Annotated in this window: 11 protein-coding genes and 1 pseudogene; 6 read left to right on the top strand and 6 right to left on the bottom strand. The window is 46.0% G+C overall.

Features of this window, described 5'->3' with window-relative positions:
- Window positions 1-93: 93 nt before the first annotated feature.
- Entirely contained in the window at window positions 94-999 is a 906-nt protein-coding gene (locus tag E4N65_RS01920; RefSeq protein ID WP_044013787.1) for an Rpn family recombination-promoting nuclease/putative transposase, read from the bottom strand.
- 204 nt (window positions 1,000-1,203) lie between these two features.
- On the opposite strand from E4N65_RS01920, the gene E4N65_RS01915 reads away from it, so the two are divergent.
- A complete protein-coding gene (locus E4N65_RS01915; protein WP_044013789.1) occupies window positions 1,204-2,967 on the top strand; it encodes a thiol-activated cytolysin family protein in 1,764 nt (587 codons plus the stop codon).
- 88 nt (window positions 2,968-3,055) lie between these two features.
- Here the strand turns inward: E4N65_RS01915 and nudC are convergent, their stop codons facing one another.
- Complete coding sequence (gene nudC, locus E4N65_RS01910; protein ID WP_253673814.1) at window positions 3,056-3,847, bottom strand: NAD(+) diphosphatase; 792 nt, start codon at window positions 3,845-3,847, stop codon at window positions 3,056-3,058.
- A gap of 216 nt (window positions 3,848-4,063) precedes the next feature.
- Here nudC and grdC point away from each other — a divergent pair, with 216 nt between their 5' ends.
- The 5 genes from grdC (at window position 4,064) to E4N65_RS01885 (ending at window position 10,270) form a co-directional block, all read left to right on the top strand.
- On the top strand, window positions 4,064-5,614 hold the full coding sequence (gene grdC, locus E4N65_RS01905) for a glycine/sarcosine/betaine reductase complex component C subunit beta (protein WP_253673812.1): 1,551 nt from the start codon (window positions 4,064-4,066) through the stop codon (window positions 5,612-5,614).
- Window positions 5,611-6,759, top strand: a complete 1,149-nt coding sequence (gene grdD, locus E4N65_RS01900) for a glycine/sarcosine/betaine reductase complex component C subunit alpha (RefSeq protein ID WP_253673811.1) — start codon at window positions 5,611-5,613, stop codon at window positions 6,757-6,759. The genes grdC and grdD overlap by 4 nt, the downstream gene beginning before the upstream one ends.
- A gap of 374 nt (window positions 6,760-7,133) precedes the next feature.
- Window positions 7,134-7,952 carry a PilZ domain-containing protein gene (locus tag E4N65_RS01895; RefSeq protein ID WP_044013796.1) on the top strand — a complete coding sequence of 273 codons (819 nt, stop codon included), beginning with the start codon at window positions 7,134-7,136 and terminating at the stop codon, window positions 7,950-7,952.
- Between the two features lie 49 nt (window positions 7,953-8,001).
- The gene (locus E4N65_RS01890; protein WP_253673810.1) at window positions 8,002-9,144 is read left to right on the top strand and encodes a tetratricopeptide repeat protein; all 1,143 of its coding nucleotides are present in this window, start codon (window positions 8,002-8,004) and stop codon (window positions 9,142-9,144) included.
- A gap of 22 nt (window positions 9,145-9,166) precedes the next feature.
- A complete protein-coding gene (locus E4N65_RS01885; RefSeq protein WP_253673809.1) occupies window positions 9,167-10,270 on the top strand; it encodes a D-alanine--D-alanine ligase family protein in 1,104 nt (367 codons plus the stop codon).
- A 137-nt stretch (window positions 10,271-10,407) separates the two neighbouring features.
- Here the strand turns inward: E4N65_RS01885 and E4N65_RS01880 are convergent.
- The 4 genes and pseudogenes from E4N65_RS01880 to E4N65_RS01865 all read right to left on the bottom strand — a co-directional run bounded on the left by E4N65_RS01880 (window position 10,408) and on the right by E4N65_RS01865 (window position 15,889).
- Window positions 10,408-11,916 (bottom strand): annotated as a pseudogene (locus E4N65_RS01880) (carbon starvation protein A).
- Window positions 11,917-12,149: 233 nt separating this feature from the next.
- Window positions 12,150-14,039 carry a PfkB family carbohydrate kinase gene (locus E4N65_RS01875; RefSeq protein WP_044013804.1) on the bottom strand — a complete coding sequence of 630 codons (1,890 nt, stop codon included), beginning with the start codon at window positions 14,037-14,039 and terminating at the stop codon, window positions 12,150-12,152.
- On the bottom strand, window positions 14,026-14,934 hold the full coding sequence (gene rbsK, locus E4N65_RS01870; protein WP_044013806.1) for a ribokinase: 909 nt from the start codon (window positions 14,932-14,934) through the stop codon (window positions 14,026-14,028). Before rbsK ends, E4N65_RS01875 begins: the two co-directional genes overlap by 14 nt.
- Window positions 14,935-14,953: 19 nt before the next feature.
- Window positions 14,954-15,889, bottom strand: coding sequence for a nucleoside hydrolase (locus E4N65_RS01865; protein WP_044013808.1), 936 nt, complete (start codon window positions 15,887-15,889; stop codon window positions 14,954-14,956).
- Window positions 15,890-15,895 lie beyond the last annotated feature (6 nt).

The raw sequence follows: 15,895 nt of genomic DNA, 5'->3' as shown, positions 1-15,895 counted from the left end.
TTTCTGCCAGTGTTTTACCTCATAACGGGAAGCAGCTATTTTGAAGATAGAAAGGGACGAAGCGGAAGAAAGACGCTTTTATCACCTTATCCATTAGTTAAGTGCTTCTACTTCCTGCACGGTTAGACCGGTAACTTGTACGATCTTCTGTATGGAGTCACCGAATTGTTTTAGTATCCGTGCCGTTTCAAGCGCTTTTTGACGGGAGCCGCGTTCAAGGCCTCTTGCTTCCCCTTCGGCAAGACCGAGCGATTTACCTTCAGCTCTTCCGCGCTCAAGGCCTTTACGCTCAGACTCGCTTATCATCGAGAGCCGGTCGCTTTCATATTCCCATGCTGCCTCATACCGCTTCCGTTCTTGCTCATCCAGATAAAAGATGTCCATCACCTTATTTGCCTTCGCCATTACAGGATTCCCTTGTGCGAGCATAGACCGCTCCTCCTTACTGTCTGTTTTGATAAACATAAGCCATTTTTCTAGGCTTGTCAAATTATCTTTTTGCAGCTTTGTTAAGTCTAAAAAGTGAATCTCCAAAAGCTCATCCAAAAGTGTTTGTTCTTCCGTTTCACGTATCTGATAGATTGAATGTATCTTTTCGCTCAGCTTAAACGGACTATTCAGCACATTGATTGCAATACACTTTTTCAACTGCGCATACTGGAAACCGCTCATAAAATGTTCATGGATCAGTTTAGAACAGTAAAAGATACTGCGTTTAGGATAATAATCAAAATAGGTATTCTGCATCTCTACATCGATTTTACGGCCGTCGCGTAAGCGGATTTTAATGTCGAGCCGCCCGGTTTTATCGTTGTAGAATCGGGGAATCTGTTCACTGTTTTCGATACGAACATCGTCAAAATCATCTGTGCTCAAAAGGGTAACCAAAGAGAGGAATTCAATCATGATGTCTTTGTTTTCCTCGGTACCAAAAAGCTTTTTGAATGCGTAGTCGTTTCGAGCGGTGAACAGCATTGGACTGCTGTGGGATTTGCTCATTTTCACTCCTCCTACAGTCCTTATGCGACTTTTGGAGGAAAATGGCTGGAAAAACCGGCATAACTCATCTAAATAATTCATAGTTTTAGCAAATTCTCTCGGTATCACATTTTTTTAAAAATTTTTATTTTTTTCCCAAAATTTCAAGCCATTTTGAGGCGCGTGCTTTATAAGACAGACAGCATCAACCGCAAGGAGGTTTTTATGCAACAACAAAAACGGGCAAAGCCCACAACACGTATGAAATGGGGATCGCTGTTGATCTGTCTTGTACTGCTCGGTATAACGGGATGCCAGCAGCCGACAAAACCGTTAGTAAAAGAGATCAAAACGGACAAGTCGGTACAAAGGCCGTCTAAACCCGATAAACCGAATAACGGAAACGGTGAAAATACAAATAATGGAACCGGTGCCCATTCCGGCAACGGTCAAAGTAATGAGCAAGAGGAACTTACCTATAAAGGACTTGATATTCCTAAAACCCTTGCACGGTCGCCGCAGCGATTGCGTGAGTTAATTTTCCAAGGACAACAGCTCAGTGAAACGGGTCCGCAGCTCAATACTCAAGGGATGGTGGTAAAGTACATCGAAAAAGAAGTCGAGTATGATGTTTCGGCTGCTTTTGACGATACGCTTTTGCTTGACCCTTCCCAGAACTCAATTTATCCCGGCTCTGTTCTGCGAGGCGATAGTCTTGATAAAGACAGCTATCAGGAAATCATTGAAGGCAATAAACGAAAAGCGGTCATTTCTTTCGATTTACAGGGAGTAAAAGATAAAGAAGGAAAAGACGGAAAAGCAGGTATTACGTCCGGCGAAATCTTCCCGAATTTAGCTTCATATAGAGAGCTGCGTAATAAAATACTCAGTCAAAGTATTACCTACCATGCCTCTGCCAATTTAAGCTATGAAGAACTGGAAATTACGAACGAAAAAAGCCTCGAAGCTCAGCTTAAAATAGGAGTGGGTTTCGGTGCAGCTGGGATTAAAAGCAAAATCGCAGCGGGCTTTAAATTTAAAGATGGAAAACATAAGGAACGGCGGCTTATCAAATTTGTCGAAACGTTTTACACCGTGGATGTGAATCAAGAAGCAGCTCCGCTTATGATTAATATACCGCGCGAGAAGGTGGGAGATACAATGCCAGTGTATGTATCATCGGTTTCTTACGGACGCATTGCCTACCTTACCATTGAATCAGAGCAGGAAAAGTCCGAGCTTAAAGCCAATCTCGACACGATATTTAAAGTTACGACAACAAACCATGCCGAAGCAGACATCGATCTGGCTATCAAAAAATTGGAAAAGGGAACAACGATTACAATCAATATTATCGGAGGGGGCAGCGAGGCGGTTACCGATCTTAAACAGTTTCAAAAGTATATTGTAAAAGAAGGATTTTCCGCAAAGAACCCTGGGCAGATTATTAAGTATCAATTACGATTCTTGGATGACAATGCCACTGCATATATCAAATACGGCGAAAAATACAAGACGGTAGAACGTGTTGAGGTACCGGCAAAAGGATACAAGGTAACCGCAGTGATAGAAAATATCAAAGGCGTCGGATTCGACTCCGCGGATATTACGGGTACCATTGATATGCAGCCGCGTGATAAAGATAAGCTTCAGAAGCCAATCTTTACCTACAGTAATACCAAGCCACTGCCAAAATTAACGGTTAAGCGCAATGATAATGCAAAACCTCAACCGCAGCCGAACAGTATTATGCTTCCGGACGAATCTTCCGTTATTCAGCTTTCCTTCGATATAAAGGGAACTATAAACGGTGAAGAACACGTTTTTGTAAGCAATAAACAAGGAGGCAATCCCAAGCTGCCTACGCCTACGGTCAACTTACTCGTAGACACAGAAAGCCCCTTACAATCCTTTACACTGTATCGAAAAGGGAATCCGGCTGAAAAACTGGTGTTCGATGTCCGGTTTACAGTTGAAAAAGAGAGTTAACAGGAAAAGGACGATGTGCTGATTTTAACCCCCGTGCAAAGTTTTACCTAAAATTTTGCACAGGTTTTGAGCCGCAAGCAGAACAACCTTAATACCAGTCGCCGCAGATAAGCCGATGCGCGGCGGAACCGGGGAGCGGTATCGGCGGTAATGCATCGCGTGTAAACCATGCGGCCTCCGATAGCTCTTCCTTTTGTACGGTAATATCGCCCGAAACGTATTCGGCACGGAAGGCAAGCATCAGCTGGTTGGGATACGGCCAGCCTTGGCTTCCGCGATACCGGATATCTTTGACGGTTAAGCCCACTTCTTCGCGTATTTCGCGAGCAACGGCTTCTTCTACGGATTCGCCCGCTTCGATAAAGCCCGCAATGCAGGTATAAATGTCGGAGGTATGCTGTACATGCCGTGCCAGCAGGATTTGCTCACCATTACTGATAAGCACAATAATACACGGTGCAAGAACCGGATACCATATTCTGCGGCATTGCGGACATTCCAGCGCTGTTTCGCTTACGCTTAAATGCAAACGGCTGCCGCAAGAAGAACAATACTTTGTATGATGCAGCCAATCGAGCAAAAGTGCTGCACGGGCAACAACCGCCGCATACTCGGCAGGTTCCGTTATGAATAGGCTTCGATACGGTATCCGTTTAAGCCCGTCAGGTTCCGCCGCTTCGGGCGATAAGGCTGCCGCAAACGTACGGTATGCCTGTTCACCGTAAGAACCGAGAATATCACTATCATTATATTTTTTAAGAACTTTAGATACTTCGCTACCGTTCGGCAACCGGCCGTTTTCTAAAATAAAAATATTTTTCTTTTGTATCAAAATACCAAATTCAAAATCAGCCCCATCGGGACAATCTATAAGCGCCATATTTTCAGTATATCATTTTCTCATGCTTTTTGCACATCCTCTAAAAAGTGCTTGCTTGACAAGAGCATTTTCAAAGTGTAGGCTATGGAAGTATCGGCGTAATCTAAAGATCTTACTTTTTAGAAATGGCTCGGTTAATGCTACCACTCTATGGAAAGATACCGTTTGATTGATATAAGCGGTTCTTTCCTCGATTTTTATCAATAAGGATGTATTATGAAAAACGCAGTAATTAAAGGGGCAAGTTATACGTTAGCATACAGCCCCGATCTGTTAAAACGGAACGGTTCAACTCAGACCGCAGCGATTGCAAAAGATCCTGCTGATCCCTATATTGCCGCAATTCCGTCTCATTTAAGAACCTTTGAACAGGCTGTTCAATATCCGCCCAATCAGGTGTATATCGGAAATAAAAGACCTGAAGATTTGCCCGGTATCCCCGAGCCGTGGTTTAAGTGTACCGAAAAAGCCGACCGCTTCGGGCCGTTCGGTGAAATTGCAACACAAAAAGAACTCTACATCTTGATGAAGTATGCCGACGTCTTTGAACTGGTATACTTAACCGAAGAATTTACTGCCGAAGCGGCAACGATTATTCAAAATCATCCGTTAATGAAGGTTAAGGCGATTACGTTGGGAGAAGCTCATTCCAAGGCCGATATCGAAAAGTTGGTACAGTCGCACACGGCAGAAGGTTTATACGACAATGACGTGTTGGTTGGCTGTGTCAAACAAGCGCATGATACCGACCCGAACTTGAGCGCCCATACGATGCTCGAAAACCTTGTTACCAAGGGAAGCGGTATTTTAACCGCGTGGCACCTCGCAGAGCTTGAAGGCATCAATGCGGCGGACATCGATTATATTATCGAGTGTTCCGAAGAAGCTGCGGGCGATGTGAACCAGCGCGGAGGCGGAAATATCGCAAAATCCGTCGGCGAAAAAGCGGGATGCGTGCATGCAACCGGCTGTGATATCCGCGGTTTCTGTGCAGCGCCGGTACATGCATTGGCAAATGCCGCTGCGCTCGTGCGGTCGGGTATCTTTAAGAACGTGATGGTTGTCGCAGGCGGTTCCGTACCAAAGCTCGGTATGAACGGTAAAGATCATGTTAAAAAAGAGATGCCGCTCCTTGAGGATATGGTGGGCGGTTTCGCTGTTTTAATTACGGAAGACGACGGTGTAAACCCCGTTATCAATACCGACGTAATCGGTAAACATACGATTTCTTCCGGTTCTTCTCCGCAGGCGGTTATGACAGCGCTTATCTACGATCCGCTCAACGTCGCAGGGATGAAGATTACCGATGTCGAAAAATTTGCTGCGGAGTTGCAGAATCACGAGATTACCGCTCCTGCAGGAGCCGGTAATGTGCCGGAAGCGAACACGAAGATGATCGCCGCGCTTGCGGTTATGAAAGGTCAGCTTGAACGCACAAAAATCGCGGAATTTGTAAAGCAATACGGCGTGGAAGGGTTTGCACCTACGCAGGGACACATTCCCTCCGGTGTTCCCTTTATCGGCCATGCGCGGCGGGATATGCTTGTAGGAAAGCTGCACCGCGCAATGATTATCGGAAAAGGCAGCTTGTTCCTCGGCCGTTTAACAAACCTCTTTGATGGTTTAAGCTTTTTAATTGAGGCGAACAACGGCAAGGGAAGTTCCGGTGCTGCGGGCGGTGCCGGTGAAGCAGAAATTAAGAAGATTGTAGCCGATGCTATGCGCGATGTCGCTGCCCGTATCTTAGCGGAGGGCGGAGCAAAATGAGCAGTACAAAACAACAACTGGCCGATGCCTTCAGCCTGATGGCGAAGGGACTGGAAACCGGCGCCTTTGCGGAAGCCTTTCCGGTCGGCTTAACCGTCCCCGGCAGCGAGCACGGAGAAGCGGAGCTTATCCGCGCAGCAAAACTTGCAGCCCATGCCAATCCCGGATTGGATATTGTGCTAATCGGCGGCCCGAAAACCGAGGGGTTCCGCTGGTATGAAGCGCCGACGCTGGAAGACGCCCATCATAAAATGGAAGAATTGTTTAAAACGGGCGAAATAAAAGCCGTGGTAACAATGCACTACACCTTCCCTCTCGGCGTTACAACAATCGGAAAGGTAGTAACGCCCGGCTTCGGCAAAGAAATGTTTATTGCGTCCACTACCGGCGCCTCCGATGCCGACCGGTATAAGGCAATGCTGTTAAACACCTTTGCCGGGATTGCCGTTGCAAAGGCAAACGGCGTTGAAAACCCGACGGTCGGGCTTTTAAACATCGACGGTGTTGCGACGATTGAAAAAGCGCTGTTAAAGCTGCAAAAAGCGGGTTATCCGATACGCTTTACCGAATCGCACCGCGCCGATGGCGGGGTACGCATGCGCGGAAACGATTTGCTGCAAGGGACGCCCGATGTGATGGTCTGCGATACCTTAACCGGCAATGTGTTGATGAAGCTTTTTAGCTCCTTCTTAACGGGCGGCAGCTACGAAGCCTCCGGTTCCGGTTACGGCCCCTGCGCCGGTAAAGATATGACCGATGTTGTCGCGATTGTTTCCCGTGCATCGGGCGCTCCGGTTATCGCCGCAGCTTTGGCGTATTCTGCGCGCAGCGCTCAGGCAAACCTACAAGCGCTGTGCCGTGCCGAAATACAAGCCGCCGAAAAAGCGGGGCTGCAAGCCATACTCGACTCGTTCGGCTCCGCAAAAGAAGCAAGCGCGGAGACAGTCGCGGTACCGCCTAAGAAGGTTGTTACGGAAGAAATCCACGGTATCGATGTTATCGACATAGAAAATGCCTGCAAGACGCTCTGGAAAGAGAACATCTATGCGGAAGCGGGCATGGGCTGTACCGGCCCAGTCATCCTGCTTGCCGGTGAAGACGCCGAAAAAGCGCGTAAGATTTTAACCGCAGCGAACTATATATAAAAAGAATCGGGTAAACGCATCAGACTTCCTTTACAAATATACGGCGCATCTACTGCGTTGCCTTGCCAAAAGTGTACATCCTTGTACACTTTTGGCAGCGAGTTTCAGCAAAGCTGAAACATCGCTTCTGATATAACCAGCGGCATCCGTGCCGCTACTGAAAATACTCAACGTATCAAAGATACGCCTGCGGTTAATTTTTTCGTGCGCCTTGTATCTGCACCGTCTCTTTGCAAAGGCTTATGGGGAGCTTTTTTCTCCGAACCAGCCGGGTAAACGCATCAGACAGCTAAAAACATATCGCAAAAGTCTGATGCGTTTACCTTGTTGAAGCTCGCTTGACCTTTTAATAAAATAAATTTATTATCATTAATATGGGTTTCCTGACAAGTCAACAGCTTAATAGGTATTACGATTTTTTCCAAAAAGCAGAAATAACTTTTACAAAAGAAGTCATTCAAGCAATGAGTCTTAATGCACAGCAATCATCAATACGCTGCGTCGGCTCCGAAGGAGGACCTTGGCCGTGTGTCATTAACTCTTCTTCGATGATAGGCGCAAAGGTCATCGTACCGCAGCATTGCGGAATATACGAAAAGATATGTGCAGGCTCCACAGCGATTTCTTTGTGGTTCTCATTTTCACAAACGAATGGAAAAAGCGACCTCTCTTTTTTCGTCTCCGGAAAAGTGGTAAGCTGCACACCATATACGGTGACGCCCGATTTACTCCTGCTTAATATTGAATACACACAACGTGCTCCCGATGACTTAATTGAAAAGCTGGGGCTTCTTGTGGATGCAAAAGCGAATACCACCAAGCGCGGTGACGAACGTATTGAACTGAATGCGGAAGCAATGCGCAAACTCTCACTCAGCAAAAAAGAAACGATTGTCTATATCGAAAATATTCCCCGCCGTTGTATCGTGCGGGATATTTCGTTTTCCGGCGCAAAGTTTATTATGGCAGGGATTGCTCCGTTTTTACTCAATAAAGACTGCGTGTTGAAGTTCGACTTCGATGACCCCACTGTTATTGTCGGCTTGCGCGGAAAGATTATCAGAGCAGAGCTGGTAGAAAAACGGAAAGATCTGATTGCCGTTGCGATGGCATATAACCCATCATCCGTACCGCTTGCTTATAAAATACGCTTAACTCAATACTTTAATCAGCAGCGTAAAATCTACCCCTAGTGAGGTTTATTAACACGCGCACACTTCCGTAAGGCAATAGGACATACAAATGGAAAACTCCGATAAGCAGCTTGTTTATATCAAAGTACCCGATGAATATACATTAGCGACAAAAATTCCCGGATTTGATTCATCCATACCTCTCCCGCTTCTTCTAACGGACGAAGGGAAAAATTTTACGGCGGACAGTATTTCCGAAGAGATGATTTTAGCCGGTATGCTGAATGTATTCGCCTACGAAAGAGATAATCAGCACATTGCATACTATCGGGATATTTTTAAGGAATTACGTCCGAATATCCTTGAAGAAATGACCAATGCTGCAATTTTAAAAATAAAAAATGCTGATTTTGACTTAGCCGAACAGTTGCTGTTTGCACTTGAAGGTCTATTCCCCGAACACATCCAAACAAAACTGAATGTTGCATTACTGATGGATGAACGCTCTCGATTCTACGAACAAGCGGGAGCAGAGGATTATGCAGAATATTATACCGATAAAGCATTTCAGGCCTATAAAGAAACACTCGCAGCTGAACCGCCGCTACCCGAAGCCTTCTTTAATGCCGGTTTTTTCTTTATCCGTCAAAAAAACTTTCCCAAAGCAAAGAGCGTATTTGAAACATATTTACATATTGAAACGGCACAAGATGAATTAACGGCACACCGTAAGCAAAAGGCTTCCAAACTCATTGCGTGGATAGAAACTCAGGCACTTGACGACGAGCTTTTCAAAGGTGCTTTTGATTTTATCCAGATGGGCGAAGAAGAAAAAGCGCTTGAAAAAATACGGGAATTTTTGGAACTGCACCCTAAGGTATGGAACGGGTGGTTCTTGCTCGGCTGGGCGCTGCGCCGACAGGCACGATGGAAGGATGCTTCGGAAGCATTCCTTCATTGTCTGGAGCTTGGAAAAAAGACTCCGAAAGAACTGGCTATTGCCTATTGCGATATTTGTAATGAGCTTGCCATCTGTTTAATGGAGCTTGACCGGTTTGACGAAAGCCGCCGTTGGTTGATGAGTGCGCTTGAACAAGAACCCGAAAATATCAAGATTATTTCCAATTTAGGAACTATTTCGTTAAAAGAAGGAAAGACGGAAGAAGCCAAAGCCTTTTTTAGAACGGTTCTTGATATTTATCCCGAAGATACACTCGCCGTTGAAATTTTAAAAAGACTGGAAAATCAATAAAGAATACGATACGGAGTATACTATGAATATAGCTATTATTTATGGCGGAAGATCGGGTGAGCATGAGGTATCGCTAGTCTCCGCTTCTTTTGTTGTCCGTGCTATCGGCAGCGAACATACCGTACATTTAATCGGCATTACCAAAAACGGCGAATGGTATTTGCAGCCGGAGTCCCTTTTGGAACATATCCGCAAGGATACGGACGCGGTACTAACAATAGAACGCAATAAAACCGCCCGGGTTGCTGTCATTCCGGGCGGAGGCACTGCATCCGGTTTATCCGTAAATGGCAAACCGATTACAGCGGATGTTGTTTTTCCGGTGCTGCACGGCAGCTTCGGAGAAGACGGCACCATCCAAGGTTTATTTGAAATGGCTGACCTTCCGTATGTCGGCGGCGGCGTGCTTGCAAGCAGCGCAGCGATGGATAAAGAAAAAACAAAGATAATCTGGCAGCATGAGCAGTTACCGATTGTGCCGTTTCTCTGTGTAAGAAAATTCCAATGGGATAACCCGAAAGAACGCGAACGTTTCATCACTCAGGCGGAAAAAGAATTGGAATACCCGCTGTTTATAAAACCTTGTAGGGTCGGCAGTTCCGTCGGCGCCGGTAAAGCGGCAAATCGCACCGAGCTGTTGCAAAAGATGCAGGAAGCCTTTCTCTGGGATAGCAAAGTACTGATCGAAGCGTGTATTGCCGCGCGCGAAATCGAATGCTCCGTAACCGGCAATGACGAATGCGTGGTCTATACGCCGGGAGAAATTATCCCCTCTCACGAATTTTACGATTATGATGCAAAATATACTGATCCTAACGGCGCGCAGCTGAAAATTCCTGCCGATATCGACGACGAACAGCGCCGAGAAATCCGTAGCATTGCAGGCAAAGCCTACCGAGCGCTGGATTTAAGCGGCTTATCACGGGTTGACTTCTTTATAGATAAAAAAACAAAGAAAATCTATTTGAACGAAGTAAACACTATTCCGGGCTTTACCGCTATTTCGATGTTTCCCAAGATGTGCGAAGCGTCGGGGATGCCGTACCGGGAACTGATCATGCATTTGTTCGATCTTGCGATAGAGCGGTTTAATTCTTCGCGGCAAATTAGAACGGATTGGAAGTAAAAGCGGACGTGTACTCGCCGGAAAAAAGCGTGTGAAAGGTTACTGCCCTGTAGAGAAGCCGCACGAAAACAATGGGCGGCTTCTCCTAAGTAAAATTGTTGATTAAACCTGTTCGGAAACGCAGTTATTGGACAGGTCTATTTACTATGAACGCGTCCGATAATAATCTTCTTTTGACTTTCAAGACTCTGTTGAGGCCGCAGGTAAATTCTTGTCATAAAGATGACAAAGAACAGCGCCGCAACAACAATACCGACCGCATACGAAATCGTAATTCCCTGCATACCAAGCCGAACCAGATTGAAACACTCCGGTGCATACATCAGATAGGTAACGGAAACAGCCGACATAAAGGTTGCGGGAATAACCGCGATCCAGCAGCGGTTCCGGTTAGGATAGTTTGTCGCAAGATAAGCGCCGCCCGTCCATAAGACAATCATCGCAAGTGTTTGGTTCGACCACGAGAAATAGCGCCATACAACATTGTAGTTGATGAGCGAAATACAGTATCCGACCAGCAGCAGCGGCACCGCGATTGAAAGCCGTGTTTTCAGATTCTTTTCGTCGAGTTTAAACCAGTCGAAGATAATCATACGAGCACTGCGGAACGCGGTATCGCCCGACGTGATCGGACACGCGATAACGCCGACCATTGCGATTGCACCACCGACTGTTCCGAGAAGACCGGTACAGATGGTGTATACCGACTTTGAATTTCCGCCGCCGATCTCGAGGAGGGCTTTAAGACCGGTACCCGATCCGTCTTTGTTCCAAAAGAAAGCGATTGCTGCCGACGCCCATACCATTGCGATGATACCTTCGGCAACCATTGCGCCGTAGAAAACCCAACGGCCTTCTTTCTCATTTTTTAACGTACGTGAAACAATCGGGGACTGCGTTGCGTGGAAACCGGAAATAGCACCGCACGCTACCGTAATAAACATCAACGGCCAAATGGGGCGCTGAGTCGCGCTTGGATACAGGTTTTCGAATGTCAGCTCCATCATAGGACGGGTACCGCTGTTCAGTATTGTTGCAACCGAAACACCGACAGCCATTAAAATCAGGAAAATACCGAAAATCGGATAAAGGCGTGCAATAACCTTATCAACCGGAAGAAGGGTCGCAAGGAAATAGTATACAAGAATGATAATTGTCCATACTTTTACATTGAGCCACTCCGGAGTTAACAGCGCAAGAAGCCCCGCCGGTCCTACCATAAATACGACACCGACCATAACGAGCAACACCAAACCGAATACACGCATGATGTTCTGCATCGTATGACCTAAGTATTTACCGGTGATTTCGGTAATACTGGCGCCATCGTTCCGCACCGAAAGCATACCGGAAAGATAATCGTGTACACCTCCGGCAAGCAGCGTACCGGCAACGATCCAAAGGTAAACGCTCGGCCCCCACAAAGCGCCGGAAATTGCGCCGAAGATCGGCCCTAAACCGGCAATATTCAAAAGCTAGATTAAAAAAGCTTTCGGCTTTGAAATCGGCACATAGTCTATCCCGTCAGGATTAGCCATAGCCGGAGTCCGATTGGCTTCATTCGGACTAAACACTTTTTCTACAAACGTTCCGTACACCAAGTAACCGACAATGAGTGCTGCAATACACAGCAAAAACGTTACCATAAAGAGTATCCTCCTGTGAATTGGATTTATGAATGACCCTTGAGCTTGCATTACCATTGAGTCATTACATATAAAGTATAAATCTGTTTTTCCCGCTTGTAAATAAAAAAACGGAATTTTATTGCACGCGCAAAGATATTAAAAAATCGGCGCGGATAGCCAAATATAAATCCCACACCGATCCGTTTTCATCCACCTTAATTCCTACACAACTTCCACCATAATCCGCCGGACTATATGCAGCATTGTTCCAGTGTCGCTCTGTCGATTAAAGAAGGAACAACCCCTACTCGCGTTGTCGAAAATCCGGCGGCATAAAGTGCATACGGCAATGCGTCAGACAAGCTTTTTTGTTCGGATAAAAAGACGGCCAGTGCCGCAATAAAGGCATCGGCAGCTCCGGTTGTATCGATGGGTTTGAATATATCGACAGCTGGGAACCATCGCTCGTATTCGGAAGTTCGTACATAACAGCCATCGCTGTCAAGCGTTACGATAACCGTCTTGACGCCTTTTTCCAAAAACCATGCGGCTTTTTCTTCCAATGTTCCGGCAATGGGACACAGTCTGTATAATTCTTTACGGTTCGGAATAAAATAATCCAGTTCCGGTAAAAGTTCTTCCGCTATTTCTTTTACGGCGGAAGGTTTCAGCATAATTGCAACGTTATATTTTCGTGCGGTTTCAATCGTCTTTTTAACTGCTTCCATAGGTATTTCGGTTTGCAACAAACAAAAAACTGCATCGGTAAAGAGCTGTTCACTGCGGTATATTGAATCTGCAGAAATCGTTTCATTAGCACCGCCGTATAACACGATACCGCTTTCTCCATCACCTTGGATATGAATATAGGCTTTACCGGTAGAATGCTCTTCGTCCACATGCACAGCCGTTGCATCAACGCTGTTATCATGTAAGAGGTTCAAAATCATATCACCATCAAAGTCCCTTCCGACATTGCCCACCAGCGACACCTTGGCACCGAGCTTCGCCGCACCGACCGCTTGATTTATCCCCTTGCCGCCCGGTATTATCGAAACACTTTCAGCAGAAATGCTTTCTCCTGTCTGAGGATAATTGTTTACGGTAAGTAAGATATCCATATTGATACTGCCTACAACGATGATTCGTTTTTTGCGCAAGGGTGCAGGCAGATCAATGCTTTTGTAATGATTACAAGTAAATGCTTCGGTATATGCCGGTATATCCGTTGCTTTCTTTTCGATTTTATCTATTAAATACCGGCATACAAAGACTCCGAAATGAAATAAGGAAAGCGGAATCGCCGATATGGGCGGAAAGGGTTTGATATACTCCGCATCGTCGATACAGATGATAGAAAGATCCTGCGGTATCCGGAATTTATGTACCGTTGCATACTCATACGCCGTTACCGCCGTATCCCAATCACAGCAAATAAGCGCAGAACAATTATGTACCGAAAGCGCTTCCTGAACATTTTTACATTCAACATATAAACAATGGTGATCGAATAGACACCGTTCAACGCCTTGCCGTATGGCATATTCTTGCATATCGGTTCCGTCATACACACAGCGTATTTTCGTATGTCCCAACCGTAGCAATATATCTGCTGCGGTATATCCCGCTTTTTGGTAGTCATAGAGCACACCGTTGAAACCGGCGGCATCAGTATTCAGTGCTGCAAACGGAATACCGCTTTTATGCAGCACCGCTGCCGTTCCGGAACTATCGCATTCTGCAACAATACCGGCACTATCATTTTCTGCAGCAACTTCGACGGGTTCCCATAAAACCGCTTCTGCCCTATTCTTACATAAGGCGGCAATGTGTTTTGATTCGCTTTCCGCAGAAGTAGAAAGACATACCTGTACTTGGTACCCTTGCCGTTCAGCTTCATGCAAAAAACCGTTTGAGATCGATTGCCGTTTTTTTATACCCGACAGTACAAGCCCCAATAAAAAGCTTTTTGAATTCGTATTATTTTTAATAAAATCATAGGGAGCGTACCGGTATTCCTTAACGATTTTAAGCACTCGTTCGCGCGTTTCAAACTTTATCCCCTTATCCTTTCCGTTGATAATTTTTGAAACCGTCGAAACGGAAACACCGGCAAGCTCGGCTATATCATTTATCGTCAAAGGGTACCTCTGCCGCCGAGGGGATTGAGGTTTGCGCTCCCTTACGGGTAACAACAATTGCCGCGACCTCAGTTGCATAACGGACAGCCTGCAGTAGCGAAGAACCGGACGCAAGCCGAACCGCAAGCGCAGCCGTAAAAGAATCACCGGCGGCTGTCGTATCGACAACGGGAACGGAACGAGCAGGTACAAGATGCTTCCCCTCCGATTCGGAATTTACAAAAGCACCTTTTTCGCCGAGTGTAACAATGACATTCTTTACACCTTTTGTACGCAGCATATCGGAAGCGCTTTGATAGTCCGAAACATCTTTGCCCGTCAGTAATGAAAGTTCCGTTTCGTTCGGTTTGATAATATCAATGTATGCATAAAGTTCGGAAGGAAATACCCTCGGTGCAGGAGCGGGATCAAGAATAAATGTCTTGCCTAATTCTTTTGCCCTGCGGGCGGCGTACAGTACCGTTTGTATCGGTATTTCCAGCTGACACAATATGATATCACAGCTGTGCAGCAAATCGTCGTTATCGGCGATATCTTTTTCTGACAGTGTTTTATTAGCACCGGGAACAACAACAATACTGTTATTGCCCGCATCGTTTACCGTTATCCATGCAAGCCCTGTTGCGCAATCGGTGCGTACTAAAAGACGGGAAACATCCACGCCTACAGACTGTAAGCTCTTCTTTTCGATTTCAGCATAGCGGTCTGCGCCGACCGCTCCGAACATAACCGTTTCCGCACCTAATGAACCAGCCGCGTATGCTTGGTTTGCTCCTTTTCCACCCGGTATCATATCGGCAGTTTCCGCTAAAATCGTTTCGCCTGCTACCGGTATATGCGGAACACGAACTACCATATCGGCATTTAAACTGCCGATAACCAATATCTTTTTCATCTTCATGCTTCCTGTTATTTTATGTATACGCCATACAGCATTGCTCAAGCAGCCGGACAAAGCCTTCTCGATCGATATCCATACAAGCTGTAACATTCGGTTTTGGTCTGTTATTATTTACCCGCTTATCTGCAAGCGTCATACCGGCGGTATACTTTCCTTGCGTTTCGATAACGACATGGTAATCACATACTTTAAACAACTCAGGTTTGATCAAATACGCAATAGTACACGCATCGTGGATAGGGGCGCCTTGGAATCCCAAATCAGAGTGAAAGCGGCCGAAGAAATCGAGCAACTCTGCAACCAGCACGGCAACCCGTTTTTCGGATTTACGCAGCCTTTCTATTTCTTCCGAAAAGATCATCGCTTTTTCGGTTACATCCAGTCCGCACATCACAATGGGAATACCGCACGAAAATACAATGTGTGCCGCTTCGGGATCGACAAGAATATTAAATTCCGCTGCAGATGACCAATTACCGTGATCGATACCGCCGCCCATTAAACATATCTGCTTGAGATTTTTTTTCACATCGGGATATGCTAACAGCAAAATTGCAAGATTCGTTAAGGGGCCTGTTACGACAAACGTTACCGGTTCGGGACTTTCAGAGATAAGCCGGCGGTGCAGTTCCCATGCGGATTCAGGCACACCGGTATAATCCGTCTCCGGCAGAACCGGCCCATCCAACCCTGATTCACCGTGCACACTCGGTGCTACTTCCAATCTTCTGACGAGCGGATACGATGCCCCTTTTGCAAGCGGCGGAGCTTTCCCTAAAAACGAAATAATCTTGCGTGCATTAGTATATGTTTTTTCAATGGTTTGATTACCGGCGCTGACACTGACCCCCAACACTTTAAGCTTTTCGGATGCAAACGCCATGATCAATGCTATTGCATCATCATGACCGGGATCACAGTCAATTATAATCGGTATTTTATTGTCCATAGTTTT

The sequence above is a fragment of the Treponema sp. OMZ 855 genome (assembly GCF_024181145.1).
Classification (GTDB): domain Bacteria; phylum Spirochaetota; class Spirochaetia; order Treponematales; family Treponemataceae; genus Treponema.
This window is presented reverse-complemented; position numbering and strand designations above follow the sequence as displayed.